Below are 17661 nucleotides of genomic sequence, written 5' to 3' on the forward strand. Positions count from 1 at the left end.
GTTTATTTAGATTTCAATTTATCAGATAAAAATAAAGAAATAGGTTTTTCTATGAACCTATGAATAGTTAAGCTCGAACAAAGTATTACCAGAACAATAAAATAGTTGTAAAAAATCACACCATCCATACTTAATTTAAATCCTAACAATAGTGGAATTTTATTCAACAATAGTAACATAGGAAAATGAATTAAATATAAAACATAAGAAGCGTTCCCTACTAAAATTGAGAACTGAGGAACTTTTACTGTTCTATTTGATTCTAGATTTAGTAAGGATATTAAAATCAAGCCAGACGATAAACCAAAAACTAAAATCCTTTTTATATAGTCAAAATCGCTCACCTCATTGCCCCATATTAGGATTATTCCTAATGCCAGAATTAATATAATCAGTGATAAGATACTTGATAATTTTAATTTGTCATAAAACTTACAAATTAAAAATCCTAGCATAAATTCTATATTATAGCCGCTAAATATAAATTTGAAATATTTAGAACCAGATTGTTCTATTAATATTAAATTGAAAGCAGAAACCATCAAAATGCAAACTGGAACAAACCATAGTCTTTTTGAGATAATTAAAAAAGAAAAGATAAAATAGAAAAAAAGTTCATAACTAAGTGTCCAGCTAACGGCATTAATAGCGGGATGTAGAGGAAGTAATAAGTAAGTTTGAAAATATGAAACTAAGTTATGTGGATAATTTGCACCAAAAACCTCTCTATGAGAAATTATCGAAGTTAGCCAACTAAAAAAAAACATAACAGTAAGTATTATCCAATAAATAGGAAACACTCGTACTATTCTTTTAATCAAGTACTCCTTTAGCTTCGATGGGTTTCCAAAATATTGTTTACTAGTAAAGTGGATAATAAAACCACTGATGACAAAGAACAAATCGACACCAGCAAAGCCAAAACCAAAAAAATCTCCTAAAAAATCGACTGGAAAATTCTTTTTGATGTAGCCACCGATATGATAAAAAACTACCACAAAAGCCGCAAAACCCCTTAAAAACTGAATTGAATTAATTACTTTTTTGGATGACATAATTTTTGATAGCCCTGAAACATTTCTTTTGCCACATTAATGGGTGAATATTCTTGGATTATTTGTTTTGAAACCTCTCCCATTTTCATCAAATCTAGCTTTTTATCCATAAATTTCACCAATGTCTCAGCTATTTCGTTAACATTTTCTGGATTGAATGTGAATCCATTTTCAGATTCTTTTACTAATTCGGCAGCACAACCACATTTGTTTGAAACTGCTACAGGTAAGCCACAAGCCATCGCTTCATTGACAACCAAACCCCAAGGTTCGGAAAAACTTGGTAAAACTAACACATCGCTCAGTGATAAATATTGAGGAACTTGTTGCCAATTTACACCTTCAAAAAAGAAAATATTTTGTATCCCTAAATCTTGAGCATATTGTTTTAAAGTAGTTTTCAAATCGCCATCTCCAAGCATTATTAATCCCCAATCTTCATTTTTTTGTGCTATTTTAAAGGCATCAATCAGTTTAAATAAATTCTTAAACTCAATTAATCGACCTACAAAAATAAAATTATGTTTGGGTAAATTCAGTAAATTTTGCTTGTTCACTCTCTGCTGATAATTTTCCTTATAAATCTCTTCAAGTAATTGATTATCAACACAATTTCTATTAACCAACATTTGAGAAGCCTTTGCTCCCAACGTTAGCATATACTCTTTTGAAAGTTGACCAAAGTTAAAAAAACCATCAAAAAAATTTATGATGAACAATGATTTAAACAACTCTTTTGAAAAATCACGAGTATGGTCACCGCTTGTAGATTCATTAGAAAGTACGGTTTTTATACCTTTTAATTTGCAGTACCATAGCACAATCAATGAAGCCAAATCATAGTAGCCAGTCAGATTTACAACGTCTGGACGATAACTTTGAATTGTTTTTAAAATCCCTACAACTCTTTGTTTCAAACTTAAATCTTCAAGCAAACCATCGTGCAAAAGTTGATAGTTGTATTGATGTTTAAATAGACTTGTATCATCAAATTTTAACCTACTTTTTTCAATTCTGGCTAGCTGCAAAACCAAAAGCTTAAAATCTTTTTCTTGATTTGAAATCAACTGTAATTCGTTAAAAATAATGGCTTTATAATGAGCCCAAAGTTGATTATGAACAATTAAAACCTTCATTGTTAAGAAGTAAGAACAGGTGGTTGAACAGGTGAAAGTTTATCTTCAGATGAATTATTTTCTGGACTTTTCTCTAAATATTTAATTCCCAAAAAACGAATAGCTACTCCAAAAATAAACCAGTAAGAAGTTCCGTAAGGTTCACCTCCAGTAAAAATTCCTACAAAGTAAGTCATATAAAAGTATGCTATAAAACAAGCAAAGGGATTGATTTTCCACTTTAATGTATAGATAGCCTCTTTAAAAATCATGTAATTGAATAACGAAAATGAAACAATTCCTGCAACACCTAAATCTACAAATGTTTCAATAATCGGAACATCTACATAAATAAATCTAAAACCTCCACCGAGGATAAAAGCATAAGGTATTTCAGAAAAAATAAATATAATATTATCAATATTGTTTACTCTTCCTAATGCCGAGTAATCTACTGTTTTTTCATCTTGTAATCCAAAAGCTGTTAACAAAGCTCTTGAAAAAGTATCGATAAACGTATTAAAATATAAATCAATAATATCAACAATTCTTTGTTGTGTACTTATAAAGTAAATTGTTCCAGCTATAAACAAGAAAATACCTATTAAATTGAGGGGCTTAAAAATGCCTTTTATCACTGCTGTCAAAGATTCTTTTGTAACATTGAAGTATAAAAACAAAGCTACTGAAAATAGGAATGCTAGTAAAAGAGACCTTGCCTGAGCAAGAATAATTACAATTACTGATAAAATTATGTTAGCAAATGAAAGTAATTTCCAAAAAACACTTTTAGATTTTAAGAAAAAATAAGACGCAAAAAAACCCGCAAAAGCATTCCTTGCATATACATGAGGGTTTCCACTTGCTGTAGTTGTTCCATCACCAAAAACTACAGTTGCTCTTTGTCCGATAATGAATAAAGGATTCGTTGCCATTGAATAAATCAAGCATATACTTCCTAAAAAAGTAAGTAAAATAGCGACAGGCAAAAAATAATCAGCAATCTCGTTAGAAACACCCAATATCAAAAAAAAGAATGAAAAAATAAAAATAAAGTTCCCTATATCCCTTGTAAAAGCAGTTCGGTCATTATCATATCCAAAAAATGGGTTATAAAACAAACAAGCCAATAACGAAAGAATCAAGAAAAAACTAGCAACCCTAAAAATAGGAATATTAGGTTTGTAAAACTTTCTAAAAATATCTGTAGGAGAAATCAATAAAATTAAGCCTAAAAATAAACTCCCTATCGTAAAAGTTGAACTTCCTCCAAAGCCTAAAACTTCTTTGAAAAAGAAGATCAAAGGGTTTCCCATAAATAATATGAACAAACCAAGTGACTGTATCGAATATTTAAAATTAAAGTACGCTCTCATAATTACAAAAATAACAAATTTAAGCTGTTACTCAGCTAGTACTTTACTAAAACCTTTCTGTTCATACACCCAATACTTTCCTCCTCCGTCTTTCTCAAAAGCTTTAATTGGCTTGTATTTATCTAATTGCTTTGCACTTATCAAATAATGATACTGATTTTCCTCAAATTTTTGATAAGCTTCGTCCCGAACCATACAATGGCTCATCATACTACTTGTATCAAAGAAATAATAAGTATTAAATCGCTTTGATGAATCAGTATGAACGTTTTTTAATAAAATTTGATATTCAACATCCATCAATTTTTCATCTTCACTAGCAAAAGCTTGTGCAATAATTGGCAAAGCATTTACTTGTTGAGTAGCATCTGATACTTGAATTTTCAATAGTTTGCTTAATTTATCTACTCTATAAGCCTCACTGATATTGGCGTGTTTTTCTCTTTCCAAACAGGCTAAATTCTTTGGAATAAATCCATCGAAATCTAGCTCCAAAGCAATTGTCTCGTTATTATCTAAAGAATTAATCCATTTAATTGCTTCAGCTAAATTAATTTGCTCAGCAGTCATTCTTTTATTATTGCTATAGACTCCATAACCAGAATTTGCAATTAACAACAAGCAAAATACTGTTACCAAATATTTCTTTAAGTATTCCTTTTGCGTTTGAACAACTGCAACAAAGCCAAATCCAATTAAGATAATCGACATCATTGTTGCTGGAAAAAGATGTGAAGGATATAATTGAGCTGATTTCAACGAAGTAAATAAGAAAAACAACAAATTACCTATGTACATAAGTATAATTGTTTTAGAAGGATAAACTTTCAATAAAAACCAAGCTCCAACAACCGTACAAACAGAAAAAAAGATATTCGTAGGACTCGTTAAAAAGTCCAAAATAAAAGCATAATTAAAAAATGTTGGCATCGGGCTTTGGTGCATTTTGATAAAAATTACACCAAAAAAAGATTTCAATACCACAAAAGTATCCGTAAGTGCAAATGGAATAAAAGTAAACAAGGCGAAGAGAATTACTAAGAAATAATTCAAATATGTTTTAAACGCAATTTTTTGAGCACGTAAATGAACAGCTAAGCTTCCAATGATAAATGGAGTAATAAATAAGAAAATCAATCGCTGAGAAACAGTTACAATAAAAAGTATAACTATCGTAGTAGCGATTTGAGGAGTAATTTTCTCAGAAAATAAAATCCTGAGAATAATATAGATAAATAAACTTCCAGAGATCGCTTCTGGTCGGATAAGTGTAATAGTAACCCAAATAGATTCAACACTAATACATAATAACACCAATATTACTTTGGTATGATTTGTCAACAAAAAGTGAGTTGATTTCAGAATGAACCGAACAGTATTGAAAAGAATAATTCCAACAATGATAATTTGAGCTGCACGCTCCCAAAGAACAAATTCGTTACGATGATTTAAGTAATAATAAGCATTGTCATCAAAAACCTTCAAGAAATCAGTAATCTGGTGAAGTTCAGAGAAATGACTCACAATTTGTGACATACATTGAACAATAAATAGTGTATAAGCAATGAAGATACTTGGCAAGCCAGCCCATTCTAACGTTCGTGGAGTGCAACCATACCAAAGGAAAACGCCTGATTCACTAATAAAATGTTCGTCGGTAGTATAAGTAACTAATGGAGGAGGAGAAATAATTCCGTAATAAACACTCAGTATTGAAAATAACAACAGCGTTACAGTAGCGATAATCGGCAGATTTTTATAAAAGTTCATAGGATTAGTTTACATTATCGAAAGTATTTTCCTACAAAAAAACCGCTTAGAAAGCGAATCTAAGCGGTTTTTAATAAAAAGTGATTCCATCAGGATTCGAACCTGAGACCTACTGCTTAGAAGGCAGTTGCTCTATCCAGCTGAGCTATGGAACCTAAAAAAAATGTGTTAATCTGAGACTATGAAGATGAAAATCAAGGAAATGTAATTTTCAAATTCTCAAATCTTCAAACTAACACATTTAAAATGTCGGGGTGGCAGGATTCGAACCTACGACCTCTTGGTCCCAAACCAAGCGCGATACCGGGCTACGCTACACCCCGAAATATTCCCTTGCTAGAAATAATTAATACTTCTAAGCGGAGAGTGAGGGATTCGAACCCTCGGTACCCTTGTGAGGTACGGCAGTTTAGCAAACGGCTCCTTTCGGCCTCTCAGGCAACTCTCCTTAACACATTTAGTATCGCTTGTGATACTGTCGTTGTGTTTAGGTGATGCAAAGGTACGGCGATTTTTCTATTTCGCAAGCCCTCTCTCAAAAAAAAATTGAAATAATTTTCACCTTATTTGGTAACATTTTGTTACAAAATTGATAATCAAAAGGTTATTATACCACTTAGAAGCCAAAAAAATTTTAATATTTTTTCAATATTTTCATCTTGCTCATCTCATTTTTATAAAAATCAGCTTTTGTGTATAGGGGAAAACTATATTTTGCATGTCAATGTTCTATCAATAATCTTTAAAAATTCTAAGAAAAAATGATCCAGTACCTAAAAATATTATGCTACTCATGCTTATTTATATCTTGTTCTTCAATAAATATCATGAAAATGCGTCCAATTGAACAAGAAAGTATTGTTGATAATGGTAAAGAAATCGTTAAACAAGAAAATAATGAGGTAAAAATCGTGGTATCTTACGACGGACGTTATCAAAAATATATGGTTTTCGATGTTGAATTCTTCAATAATACTGATGAACCTCTTACAATTTCACCAAAAGATTTCAAAGCTATACCTCTTGATGTTAACAAAAATCAATTGGTTTCTGCAAACGGTCAATACACTTATAGTTATGAAGCTATAGAACCCGAAGAAGAGTTAGGTAAAGTACGCCAAGAAATGAATTATGAGGAAACCAAAATCAAAAGAGCAAAAACAGTCAATACTGTTTTATTCATAGGAGGCATTGTTGCAATGATTGCTAGTTCCTCGAATAGAAATCCAGAAAGAGCATGGCGAAATGCGAATATTGGTGAAACAATGGTACAAGTGGCACAAATCAAACGCATTGCCGACCATGAACATTATTATTCAAAAATGGATAAACTGAATGGTGAACAACATACTTGGCTAAATGAAAACTTCAAAGCAACTACTTTAGCTCCGCATAGTTCTATCCGTGGTGGTATTTTCTTAGAAGCAAATACTCAAGCAAGATACGTTCAACTAAACTATTCATCTGAAAAAAGTAATATCAATTTCTTATTTGAACAATGGTTTGAGAAACGGTAAAATAATACAAATTTGAAATTTTTATAAAGGTTTATTGAAGCAAGTTGGCTTTCAATAAACCTTTTTTGATTTTCAATTAAGTGTATTTGCTTATTTTTTCCCACCTTTGCAGACTTAAAATTGAAAATCAAACGATAGCTTATTTTCAACCTATTTGTTTGGCTTTCAAACAACAATGTAAAAATAATATTGCATGGAAATCTTAAAAAGTAGTCGCCTTGATTCGCTACGCTACGATATTCGTGGGCCAGTTTACGAAAAAGCTCTTCAATTACAACGTGAAGGCTATAAAATTACTTCGTTAAATATTGGCAATCCGGCGACATTTGGTTTTGAAACCCCTGAGGAAATCATTCATGATATTATCATGAACATTCGCAACGCACAAGGATATGCCGATTCCAGAGGACTTTTCGCCGCCAGAAAGGCAGTTATGCAATATTATCAGAGCCGAGGAGTAAAAAATATTGAAATTGAAGATATCTATATAGGTAATGGAGTGAGTGAGTTAATTTCATTAACAATGACTGCTTTGTTGAATCCTCATGATGAAATATTGATTCCTTCGCCTGATTATCCACTTTGGACAACCTCTGTTGGGCTTGCTGGTGGAACTCCTGTACATTATGTATGTGATGAAGCGTCTGATTGGAATCCTGATTTAAAGGATATTGAATCAAAAATTACTAAAAAAACTCGTGGAATTGTTTTGATTAATCCAAACAATCCGACGGGTGCTGTTTATGACAAAGAAATTGTAGAAGGTATTGTTAGACTTGCCGACAAACATAAATTGATTGTTTTTGCTGATGAAATTTACGATAAAATCCTTTATGATGGAGCTATTCATCACAGTACAGCGGGAATGTCGGAAGATACTTTAATTGTAACAATGGGCGGTATGTCAAAAAATTACCGTGCTGCTGGTTTCCGTGGAGGATGGATGATTTTGACGGGTGCAAAGCATAAGGCTAAATCATATGTTGAAGGGCTTACTTTTTTAGCTTCAATGCGTTTGTGTGCTAATGTTATTACGCAATATGGTATTCAAACGGCTTTAGGTGGTTATCAGTCAATTAATGATTTGGTTGCTCCAACTGGACGTTTGTATAAGCAAATGCACTTAGCTTGTGAAAAACTTGTTTCCATTCCTGGTATAACTTGTGTACGACCAAAAGGTGCTATGTACTTATTTCCAAAGTTTGATTTAAAGCAGTTTGATTTCAAAAATGATGGAGATTTCGTACTAAGTTTATTAGAAGATCAACGCATTTTGGTTGTTGGTGGAAGAGGCTTTAACTTCAAAGAACCAGACCATTTCAGAATCGTTTTTCTTCCACATTTAGAGCAATTAGAATTAGCGATGAATAAAATAGCACTTCATTTTGATAATCATCGTAAAAAGTAAATTTAGATTTTGGTCAAGATAGATTTTGGTAAGTATCACTTTCAGCTGCTAAATAAGTAATCCAGACCAACAATTTTTAACATAATTTGTTATCTTCGTAAAGAGGTTAGATTTTCAAACATCTAGCCTCTTTTTGTATTTATCTGACTTTCTATTTTTATCAATATTCATTCTTAAAAATAATGAACTCGAAATTTTCTATTCTTAGCTCAAAAAGAAACAAATTATTCATCTTCCTATTTGGTATTTTTTTATCAAATGCTATAGTTGCTGAAATTATTGGTGTTAAAATCTTTTCTGTAGAATCTACTTTTGGTTTTAAACCACTTCATTTGCAAACCTTTTTAGGGACTTGGGATATTAACCAAACGGCTGGAGCATTAAACTGGCCATTTGTATTCATTACTTCTGATATTATTAATGAATATTTTGGTAAAAGAGGCGTTAAAAGAGTATCCTATTTAGCGGCTGGGTTTATAGCCTACTGCTTTATTGTCATTTATGGTGCTACACTCCTTACTCCTGCTCCTTTTTGGTTAGAAGTAAATAAAGGCACTGACAATTTTAATATTGATTATGCTTTTGGGAAAATTTTCAGACAAGGTTTGGGCATTATTATAGGCTCATTAACCGCATTTTTGATTAGTCAGTTATTAGATGCTTATATTTTTCATGCCATTAGAAAAGTAACAAATGGCAAAAAAATCTGGTTACGTGCCACTGGTTCTACTTTGGTTTCTCAGTTGATTGATAGTTTTGTGGTAATCGGAATTGCATTTGTACTTTTTGGTAACTGGACAATTGATCAATGGCTTTCTACTTCATTAAATAGTTATTTGTATAAATTCTTTACGGCGATTTTATTAACGCCAATTATTTACTTGGCTCATAATTTGATTGATAAATATCTAGGAAATGAAGTAACAGATAAATTACAAGTTGAAGCAGCTTCTGAAGAGTAAGTTTTCGCTTTAATCATACAAGAAAATACACAAAAAAGCCATTAACATTCAAACTTAAAGTTTACGATGTTAATGGCTTTTTAAATGACAAAAATATTGGTCTTATAAATAAAGCTGAACCATTTTACGCCAGTATCGAGCTTTGTGAGCTTCTTCGTCCCAAACGTATAATTTATTGACTATTCCTTTTCGCCAGAGAATATCACTAAAATACTTATTGTTTTCAAGAAAAGCATCGTCTTCACCGATTGCCAAAATAAACTCTACTCGTCTAAGCTCATTAAGTATTTTTTCATCATTAATGTTGGGGATAAATTGAGCAGGATTGTTGTAATAAATATTTTCGTCATGATAACCATCAAACAAATCCTTGAAAACACCTACTTGCCAGGTTAAATCATAACGCCCGCTCATTCCTACAACCCTTGTAAAAAACTGCGGGTATTTAGTAGCAACATTCATAGCATGATAAGCCCCTAAACTACAACCCGCCGAAATCATTGTCATATCAGGATTGATTTCTCTGGTAAATGGCAATACTTCATTAATGATGTACTCTTCGTATTGCATGTGTCTCTGAATACGATAACTCGGCGAACGTTCAACACTATAAAGGCTTTCAGCATCTACGCTATCAACACAAAAAATCTGTAAATAACCTGCTTCTATTTTATCTTTAATGGCATCAATCACATGCCAATCTTCATAATCATAAAAACGAGCTCCACGAGTAGGAAAAAATAAAACCCTAGCGCCGGCATGACCAAAAACTAGCATTTCCATATCTTTCTGTAGATATTTACTAAACCATTTATGATATTCTCTTTTCATACTTTTCTAAAATTGTGGTTTAGAAATACTGATAAAAATTAAAATTGATTTGTAAGCATTACCAAAGAATGTATTGTGATACGCTTGATAAAAAAATGCTTTCTCAATCATGTTACATTTAGATTTTATTGTAAAACAAGCGTTGAAAGATGTCCAACAAGCTTATCTTTCAGTAAATCATGTCCTAACTTATTGAAATGCAAGCCATCAGACTGATAAAAACTGGCATTCGGACGATGGTTTTCATCTAAGTAAAGATTATAAATATCAATAAAATGCAATTGATTACTTCGCTGACTGATTTCTTTTTCAATAATTTTATTGGTATATTTTACTTGGTCGTTCAAATACCAACGTTGTGGACTCGGTTTTATGGAGATGTAAGTACAATCAATCACTCCAAATCGTCTTTGAATATTTTCAAATAACTGAAACAGAAAAAGATATATTTCTTCTGGATGACGATTGTTACTTAAATCATTGTCGCCAGCGTAAATAATTACCGAATTAATTTCTTCAAATTGAGCAAACACTCTATCAAAATACCAAGCGCATGCCGACAAAGTAGAACCTCCAAAACCTAAATTAACAGGAGAAAAATCTTTAAAATCATCATACAAACTATCCCAAAGGGTTATTGTTGAACTTCCATAAAAAGCCGTTTTGGGTTGATATGGTAATTTCAAATGCTCTTGCTCTAATCTTTTTACTTCGTCTTCGTACCAAAACATAGCTTTGAAATTTATATAAATGCAAAAAAAACAGAATTGCTTTTCACAGTGGTTAGTAAATAGTTAACAAATCATTACGGATTTATCTTGAATTTAAATTTAAATAAAATATTGAAAATCAATTAATTAAACTAGGTAAATTCATACAAAAACCTCAGATTTTATCATTTTCTTCTTCTAAGATTATCACAAATAACCGCAGTTGCTATTCCTGCATTCAAAGATTCGGCTGCACCGAAGCGTGGAATCGTAATTTTATCAGTCACCAAACGCTCTACTCCTTCAGAAATCCCATTGGCTTCATTGCCAATTACAATGTACCCAGCCTCTGCAAATTGTGTTTGGTGAACATTAGCTGAATCTAAAAAAGTACCATATACTTTCAGTTTATTTGCATTGAAGAACGTCACCAAGTCTGTGTAGTAAATGGCAACACGAGTAAATGAACCCATCGTTGAAGAAATTACTTTCGGACTATAAAAATCAACTGTTTCTTTTGAACATACAATTTTTTTGATTCCGTACCAATCTGCTACACGAATAATAGTTCCTAAATTTCCCGGGTCACGAATATCATCTAACACTAATACATATTCATTTTCTTGCGCAAATATTTCTTTGTTGGCTTTCGTTTTCACTGTAGCCAAAGCTGCATTGTTTGAACTAAACGAACCCACACGTTCTAATTCAGCTTGCGTAACAATTTCTGGACGAATGGGTTGTTTCTCTAAAAGGCTTTCGTTTTCTTTGTAGAAATCATCTGTCACAAAAAGTAATTCTACCTCAAAATCAGATTGAATAAGTTCGAGCACACTTTTTGCTCCTTCTACAATAAAAGATTGATGCTCTTGTCTAAACTTTTTTTGTTGAAGAGAATTAATGTATTTAATTTGATTTTTTGATAGCATCAGTTTTAAAATTATTGATTATTTATAAAATCTATATATCGTTATTATCCTTGAAAAAAACGTTTTTCCATATCTCTTTGTTTTCGATAATCATCTATTTATCAGGATGTTCACCAAAAGTCACATTAACTGACCCTTTGTTGTATTCACAGACTTTTAAAGGAAATAAAATTGTTACTACCGAAAAACTAGAATCCTTACTTCCACAAAGACCCAACAAAAGAATTCTCAAAACTCCACTTACTCTTGGATTGTATTTTCATCAACTTTTTGCACAAAACTTTTCTAACCAAAAGATAAAATGGCAAAAAGAACTTACAAAGTTAAACGAGGATTTCGACCGTGTATCAAATTCAATTGATAATAATTCTTTGGCTTTCTTAGAATTATCAAAAAAGAAAGAAAGTAAAGCTCAAAAACTTACTAAAAAAATCAACGAAGGTAATTGGGGAATGAGAACTTTTGGCGAAGCCCCCTCCTATTTTTATGAGGAAGATGCCAAGAAAAATGTAGAAAAAGTAAAAACCTATTTCAAAAATCATGGCTTTTTTAATTATTCCGTAAGCTACAAAGCGGATAGCCTTTTCTTTAAAAAAAGAAGTATTGCTGTTACTTATTTAGTAAACGAAGGCAATTACTATCCTTTTTACAAAACCGATTCTTTGGTTACGCCCGACAGAGCAATCTATGCAATTTTAAAGAAAAACCAATACCAAAGTCTGCTAAAAAATGGCAATCGTTTAGAAGTTGAAACTTACAATGCCGAAAAAGCTAGAATCGAAGAATTATTGAAAAACAACGGTTATTATCATTTTACAAAAGATAATATAAGTATCAGAATCAATGATTTGGACACAGCCATTACTAAAGGAATTGAGGCTATTACTTTTGTGCCAAACCCAGAGCGACCTCCACAAAACCCAAATTACAATAAATCTTATTTGCTTAATAAAGTAACATTTATTTCGGATGGTACTTCACCGAATATTCCGAAGGCAAAGGTGGATACCGTAGTTTTTGGGAACATTCAGTACTTATTCGTGAATAAAAAATTCTCTGAAAAGCTATTAGATACCAAAATTGATATTCGTCCGAATGAGCCTTACAGTCTTCAAAAAGTATCTTTAACGCAAAAGAAATTATACGGACTTGACCAATTTCAATTCACAAGAGTAAATTTTGATACAACCAAAGGTGTTTTGGATGCAACGATTTATGCTCGTCCATTGGATAAATATCAGTTCACTGCCGAAACTGGAGGAAGTATTTATAAATTGGTTTTGGGACCATTTTTCAATACTTCTTTTAAACTGCGTAATTTAAGAGGTAGTTCGAGTTCTCTCGAAACAAACTTTCGTTTTGGGTTTGAAGCCCAAGCAGGTTTTATTCGTCCTGACATTGTGAGTAGAAATTTAGAATTGGGTTTCAACTCTTCCATTATCATTCCAAAAATTTTAGCCCCAAATTTTATTGCTCAACGGCTGAATGATTTTACGCCTCAAACTCGTTTGGGTGGCGGGGTTGAATTTGTCGGGCGACAAGAATATAACCGATTAAACTTTAAAATTAACCAGACTTATTTGTGGAGACCTTCGCCAAATAAATTCTGGCAGGTTTCTTTGATTGACTTAAACTTACTTTCTACTTCGTACCCGAACAATCAGCAAGCTCGTGATTTCAAAAACTTTTTGGATAGCCTTCAACGCTTCGCAGGTAATAATTTGGGGCGGAGTTTTAATAAATCTTTCGTTTCAAGTATCAGTGCTTCATATACTTATACGGATAATCCTTATGGTCAAATCACAAAAGGAAATTATTTAAGAGTACTCTTAGAATCTGGTGGCACAACGCTTAATTTTTTCCCGAAAGGCAAAATAGGTTTTGTGGCAGACGTTTTTGGTGATAGCTTACAATTTTATAGATTTTTGAAAGTAAATGTTGATTATCGTCGTTATTTAGCACTCAATTCCCTCGGCAACTCCGTTTTTGTTTATAAAGTAAATACAGGTTTGGCTTATGCTTATGGTACAGAAAGAGGCTTACCTTATGAAAAAAACTTCTTTGTAGGTGGTCCAAACAGTTTGCGTGCTTGGAAGCCAAGAGGTTTAGGCCCTGGTTCTGCACAAGGTAATTTCGACCAACCCGGAAGTGTTTTGCTTGAAGCAAGTGCTGAATATCGTTTTAAAATTTTAAGATTTTACGGAGATTATAATATTAACGGGGCATTCTTTGTAGATGCAGGTAATGTTTGGCGTTTTCAAGGACAAAATACAGAAGGAATTACTGGTAGCGATTTTCAGTTTGATAGATTTTATAAAGAAATTGCTGTTGGAACTGGTTTTGGTGTTCGTGTTGATTTATCCTTTTTCGTTTTGCGTTTAGATTGGGCGGTAAGAATGCTAGACCCATCTTTGCCTGAAAACAATCGTTGGGTTTTATTTAAACCAAGTGAAAAACTGCCTTCTACTTATCGTAATCCATTGGTTTTAAACTTCGGGATTGGTTATCCTTTTTAATTACAACAATTTACTGACATTCTGTCAGACATAACAATATTTCTTCGTAATTTTGCCCTTCATCACAGCTTGTGATTCCATTAGTCCAAAAATAATTTTCACGTTTGCTCAATTATTTACAGCAAAATTCGTGAACAAAAAGATATGAGAAATTTAGAAATACTTACTGAAGAAGATAAAGAAACCTTAGACCTTCCACGTACTACGGTGGATGAAGTAGGAAAACAAAATAAAAAGAAGCTTTACATTGAGAGTTACGGTTGCCAGATGAATTTCTCTGACAGCGAGATTGTTACTTCGATTTTGCAAGAAAATGGCTACGCAACTACTTCTCTATTTGATGAAGCAGACGTTATTCTTTTAAATACTTGTGCCATTCGTGATAATGCTGAACAAAAAGTAAGAAATCGTTTAAAGAACTTTACGCATCTCAAGAAAAAACGTCCAAGTTTGGTCGTAGGAGTTTTGGGTTGTATGGCTGAACGTTTGAAAACGAAGTTTTTGGAAGAAGAAAAAATCGTTGACGTAGTAGCAGGACCAGATTCATACCGTGATTTACCTAATTTATTTGAAGAAGTAGAAGAAGGCAATAAAGCAATTAACGTTTTCTTATCTAAAGAAGAAACTTATGCAGATATTTCGCCCGTTCGTTTGAATTCAAATGGCGTAACCGCTTTTGTTTCAATCATGCGTGGTTGTGATAATATGTGTTCTTTCTGCGTAGTTCCTTTTACTCGTGGTCGTGAGCGTTCTCGTGACGTTTATTCTATCTTGAAAGAATGTCAAGATTTATTAGACAATGGCTACAAAGAAGTTACTTTGTTAGGTCAGAATGTTGACTCATACAAATGGGCTTCTGCTGATGGAACAGAAACGGTCAATTTTGCTCAATTATTAGAAAGAGTAGCATTGATTAATCCTTTATTGAGAGTTCGTTTCTCAACGTCTCATCCAAAAGATATTACCGACGAAGTGCTTTATACCATCAAGAAGTACGAAAATGTTTGTAATTATATTCATTTACCAGCCCAAAGTGGAAGTAGCAGAATTTTAAAATTGATGAACCGTACTTACGACCGTGACTGGTACATCAATCGTGTTGATAAAATTCGTGAAGTATTGGGCGAAGAATGTGGTATTTCTCAAGATATTATCGCTGGTTTCTGTACTGAAACCGAAGAAGACCATCAAGATACGCTTTCGTTGATTGAATATGTTCGCTACGATTACGGTTATATGTTTGCTTATTCTGAGCGTCCCGGTACGCCTGCGGCTAAAAAATTAGTAGATGATATTTCTGACGATGAAAAACAAAGACGTTTGGCAGAAATCATTGCACTTCAACGCAAAATTTCTCAAGAACGTAATGAAATGTCAGTTGGAACGATTCAAAAAGTATTGATTGAAGGTGATTCTAAACGATCAGCAGATTTCTTACAAGGTAGAAATGACCAAAACAAAATGGTGATTTTACCAAAAGGAAATCATCAAAAAGGCGATTATGTAAATGTAAAAATCACTTCATGTTCGTCGGCTACTTTATTTGGAGAAGTAGAGTAAAAAGAAATATCTGAGTTGTTAAAACAGGTTTTTTTCATTTTTACAAAAACACTTTTCAAATGCAAACTTCCGAACTACAATCCATAAAAGCCCGATTTGGTATTATCGGCAATTCTCCAGCATTAAATCATGCGATTGAGGTAGCCTCGCAGGTTGCCCCTACCGATATGACTGTGCTGATTACTGGAGAAAGTGGTTCTGGGAAAGAATCATTTTCAAAGATTATCCATAATCTTTCTGCCAGAAAACACGGACAATTCATCGCCTTAAACTGCGGTGCAATTCCAGAAGGAACAATTGATTCTGAACTTTTCGGACATGAAAAAGGTGCTTTTACTGGTGCAATTGATGCCCGAAAAGGTTATTTTGAAGTAACCGATGGCGGTACGATTTTCTTAGATGAAATCGCTGAAATGCCTTTGGGAACACAAGCTCGTTTGTTAAGAGTATTAGAAAACGGCGAGTTTATCAGAGTGGGCTCTTCTAAAGTTCAGAAAACAAATGTTAGAGTTGTTGCGGCAACCAACATCAATTTGATGACTGCCGTTGAACGTGGTAAATTCAGAGAAGATTTATATTATCGTTTGAATACTGTTCCGATTTTTGTGCCGCCCTTGCGTGACAGAGGAATGGATATTGAATTACTTTTCAGAAAATTCAGTAGCGATTTTGCAGAAAAATATCGTATCAAACCGATTCAGCTTACTTCTGATGCACAACAAATTTTATTGACCCAACGCTTTCCTGGCAATATCAGACAGTTGAAGAATCTTGCCGAGCAGATTTCTATTCTTGAAACGGATGATAGAATTATTGATGGTGAAAAACTAGCACATTATCTCCAAATGAATAATGGAAAAATGATGGGTAATAGTTTGGTAAGAAGAGATTTTGAAGCACAACAAAACGATAATTTCACCGAAAGAGAATTGCTCTACAAGATTCTCTTTGATATGCGAAAAGACGTTACTGAGCTAAAGAAAATGTTCTTAGAGGTACTCCAAAACGGTGAAGTAAATCCTGAAATTTTGAAACAAAATGAAAGCCTTTTTCAGAATATCGAAAAAGAACGTTCTTTTCCGTATCAGCCTAGTTTCCAAGCAGATTTTACCAATCCTAGAACTTTACCGCCTTCGGCGAATAATTTCTCGAACAATCAGCCTGATAACGAATTAACAATTATTAACTTAGGCAATAACAATCCAGAGAATAAAAATGCGTTCATAGACGTTACCCACGAAGCCGAAGAAGTATCTTTCTCGTTAGAAAAACAAGAAAAAGACATGATTATCAAGGCTTTACAAAAAAATAAAAACAAGCGTAAATATGCCGCACAAGATTTGGGAATTTCAGAAAGAACATTGTACCGAAAAATTAAACAGTATGATATTGAAGAAGAGTAAAATTAGCGTTGTTGCTCTTTTAAGTATAAGTATGTTACTTTTGAGTGGCTGTTATACTTTTCGTGGTGCTAGTTTAGACCCCAATTTAAAGACGATTCAAATTCAAAACTTTGCTTTTCAAACAGCAGGTGGACCAGCCAATTTGAGTTTGACTTTCAACGAGAAAATCAAAGAGTATTTTCAAAGAAACACTTCCTTGAAAATGACAAATAGTAATCCTGATTTGATGTTTGAAGGTGCTATCACTGCTTTTGATGTAGAGGCACAAGCACCCACAGCAAATGATAAAGGTGGTTTGAACAGGTTGACGATTCGTATTCAAGTGAAGTTTACGAATGCCAAAGATGAAAATAAAAACTATGACCAAGAGTTTTCTTTTTATCAAGATTTCCCTCAAACACAAACTATTACGGCGGCTCAAGGCACTTTAATTCCTAAAATACTTGACCAAATTGTATTGGATATTTTCAATAAAACGGCGGGAGAATGGTAAGTAATAATGATGAGTT

14 protein-coding genes and 3 tRNA genes are annotated in these 17661 nt (G+C 32.9%); 7 read left to right on the forward strand and 10 right to left on the reverse strand.

Annotated elements, in window-relative coordinates; all coding sequences use genetic code 11:
• Positions 1 to 2: 2 nt before the first annotated feature.
• From HNP25_RS15405 to HNP25_RS15435, 7 genes are all read right to left on the reverse strand, one after another.
• On the reverse strand, positions 3 to 1055 hold the full coding sequence (locus HNP25_RS15405; protein ID WP_184135523.1) for an acyltransferase family protein: 1053 nt from the start codon (positions 1053 to 1055) through the stop codon (positions 3 to 5).
• Positions 1037 to 2191: a glycosyltransferase gene (locus HNP25_RS15410; protein ID WP_184135525.1), complete on the reverse strand. Its 1155-nt coding sequence runs from the start codon at positions 2189 to 2191 to the stop codon at positions 1037 to 1039. The genes HNP25_RS15405 and HNP25_RS15410 overlap by 19 nt, the downstream gene beginning before the upstream one ends.
• A gap of 2 nt (positions 2192 to 2193) precedes the next feature.
• Complete coding sequence (locus HNP25_RS15415) at positions 2194 to 3486, reverse strand: hypothetical protein (protein WP_184135527.1); 1293 nt, start codon at positions 3484 to 3486, stop codon at positions 2194 to 2196.
• Positions 3487 to 3573: 87 nt separating this feature from the next.
• The gene (locus HNP25_RS15420; protein ID WP_184135529.1) at positions 3574 to 5316 is read right to left on the reverse strand and encodes a hypothetical protein; all 1743 of its coding nucleotides are present in this window, start codon (positions 5314 to 5316) and stop codon (positions 3574 to 3576) included.
• Between the two features lie 81 nt (positions 5317 to 5397).
• Positions 5398 to 5471: transfer RNA gene (locus tag HNP25_RS15425), tRNA-Arg, on the reverse strand.
• A gap of 94 nt (positions 5472 to 5565) precedes the next feature.
• A tRNA-Pro gene (locus tag HNP25_RS15430) sits at positions 5566 to 5639 on the reverse strand.
• A 37-nt stretch (positions 5640 to 5676) separates the two neighbouring features.
• A tRNA-Ser gene (locus tag HNP25_RS15435) sits at positions 5677 to 5764 on the reverse strand.
• Between the two features lie 385 nt (positions 5765 to 6149).
• On the opposite strand from HNP25_RS15435, the gene HNP25_RS15440 reads away from it, so the two are divergent.
• From HNP25_RS15440 to HNP25_RS15450, 3 genes are all read left to right on the forward strand, one after another.
• Complete coding sequence (locus HNP25_RS15440; protein WP_184135530.1) at positions 6150 to 6833, forward strand: hypothetical protein; 684 nt, start codon at positions 6150 to 6152, stop codon at positions 6831 to 6833.
• Between the two features lie 193 nt (positions 6834 to 7026).
• Positions 7027 to 8241 (forward strand): pyridoxal phosphate-dependent aminotransferase, encoded by a 1215-nt coding sequence (locus HNP25_RS15445; protein WP_184135532.1) that lies wholly within the window; start codon positions 7027 to 7029, stop codon positions 8239 to 8241.
• Between the two features lie 182 nt (positions 8242 to 8423).
• The gene (locus HNP25_RS15450; protein WP_184135534.1) at positions 8424 to 9203 is read left to right on the forward strand and encodes a queuosine precursor transporter; all 780 of its coding nucleotides are present in this window, start codon (positions 8424 to 8426) and stop codon (positions 9201 to 9203) included.
• A gap of 102 nt (positions 9204 to 9305) precedes the next feature.
• Here the strand turns inward: HNP25_RS15450 and HNP25_RS15455 are convergent, their stop codons facing one another.
• The 3 genes from HNP25_RS15455 to HNP25_RS15465 all read right to left on the reverse strand — a co-directional run bounded on the left by HNP25_RS15455 (position 9306) and on the right by HNP25_RS15465 (position 11673).
• Positions 9306 to 10034: an esterase family protein gene (locus HNP25_RS15455; protein WP_184135536.1), complete on the reverse strand. Its 729-nt coding sequence runs from the start codon at positions 10032 to 10034 to the stop codon at positions 9306 to 9308.
• 125 nt (positions 10035 to 10159) lie between these two features.
• Complete coding sequence (locus HNP25_RS15460) at positions 10160 to 10765, reverse strand: GDSL-type esterase/lipase family protein (protein WP_184135538.1); 606 nt, start codon at positions 10763 to 10765, stop codon at positions 10160 to 10162.
• Between the two features lie 164 nt (positions 10766 to 10929).
• Positions 10930 to 11673 carry a TrmH family RNA methyltransferase gene (locus HNP25_RS15465; protein WP_184135539.1) on the reverse strand — a complete coding sequence of 248 codons (744 nt, stop codon included), beginning with the start codon at positions 11671 to 11673 and terminating at the stop codon, positions 10930 to 10932.
• Positions 11674 to 11750: 77 nt separating this feature from the next.
• Between HNP25_RS15465 and tamL the strand changes: the two genes are divergently transcribed.
• The 4 genes from tamL (at position 11751) to lptE (ending at position 17645) form a co-directional block, all read left to right on the forward strand.
• Positions 11751 to 14189, forward strand: a complete 2439-nt coding sequence (gene tamL, locus HNP25_RS15470; protein ID WP_476375297.1) for a translocation and assembly module lipoprotein TamL — start codon at positions 11751 to 11753, stop codon at positions 14187 to 14189.
• Between the two features lie 144 nt (positions 14190 to 14333).
• Entirely contained in the window at positions 14334 to 15749 is a 1416-nt protein-coding gene (miaB, locus tag HNP25_RS15475; RefSeq protein ID WP_184135543.1) for a tRNA (N6-isopentenyl adenosine(37)-C2)-methylthiotransferase MiaB, read from the forward strand.
• Between the two features lie 59 nt (positions 15750 to 15808).
• On the forward strand, positions 15809 to 17152 hold the full coding sequence (locus tag HNP25_RS15480) for a sigma-54 interaction domain-containing protein (protein ID WP_184135544.1): 1344 nt from the start codon (positions 15809 to 15811) through the stop codon (positions 17150 to 17152).
• On the forward strand, positions 17133 to 17645 hold the full coding sequence (lptE, locus tag HNP25_RS15485; RefSeq protein WP_229202885.1) for an LPS assembly lipoprotein LptE: 513 nt from the start codon (positions 17133 to 17135) through the stop codon (positions 17643 to 17645). The genes HNP25_RS15480 and lptE overlap by 20 nt, the downstream gene beginning before the upstream one ends.
• Positions 17646 to 17661 lie beyond the last annotated feature (16 nt).

The sequence above is a fragment of the Arcicella rosea genome, assembly GCF_014204325.1.
Taxonomy (GTDB): domain Bacteria; phylum Bacteroidota; class Bacteroidia; order Cytophagales; family Spirosomataceae; genus Arcicella; species Arcicella rosea_A.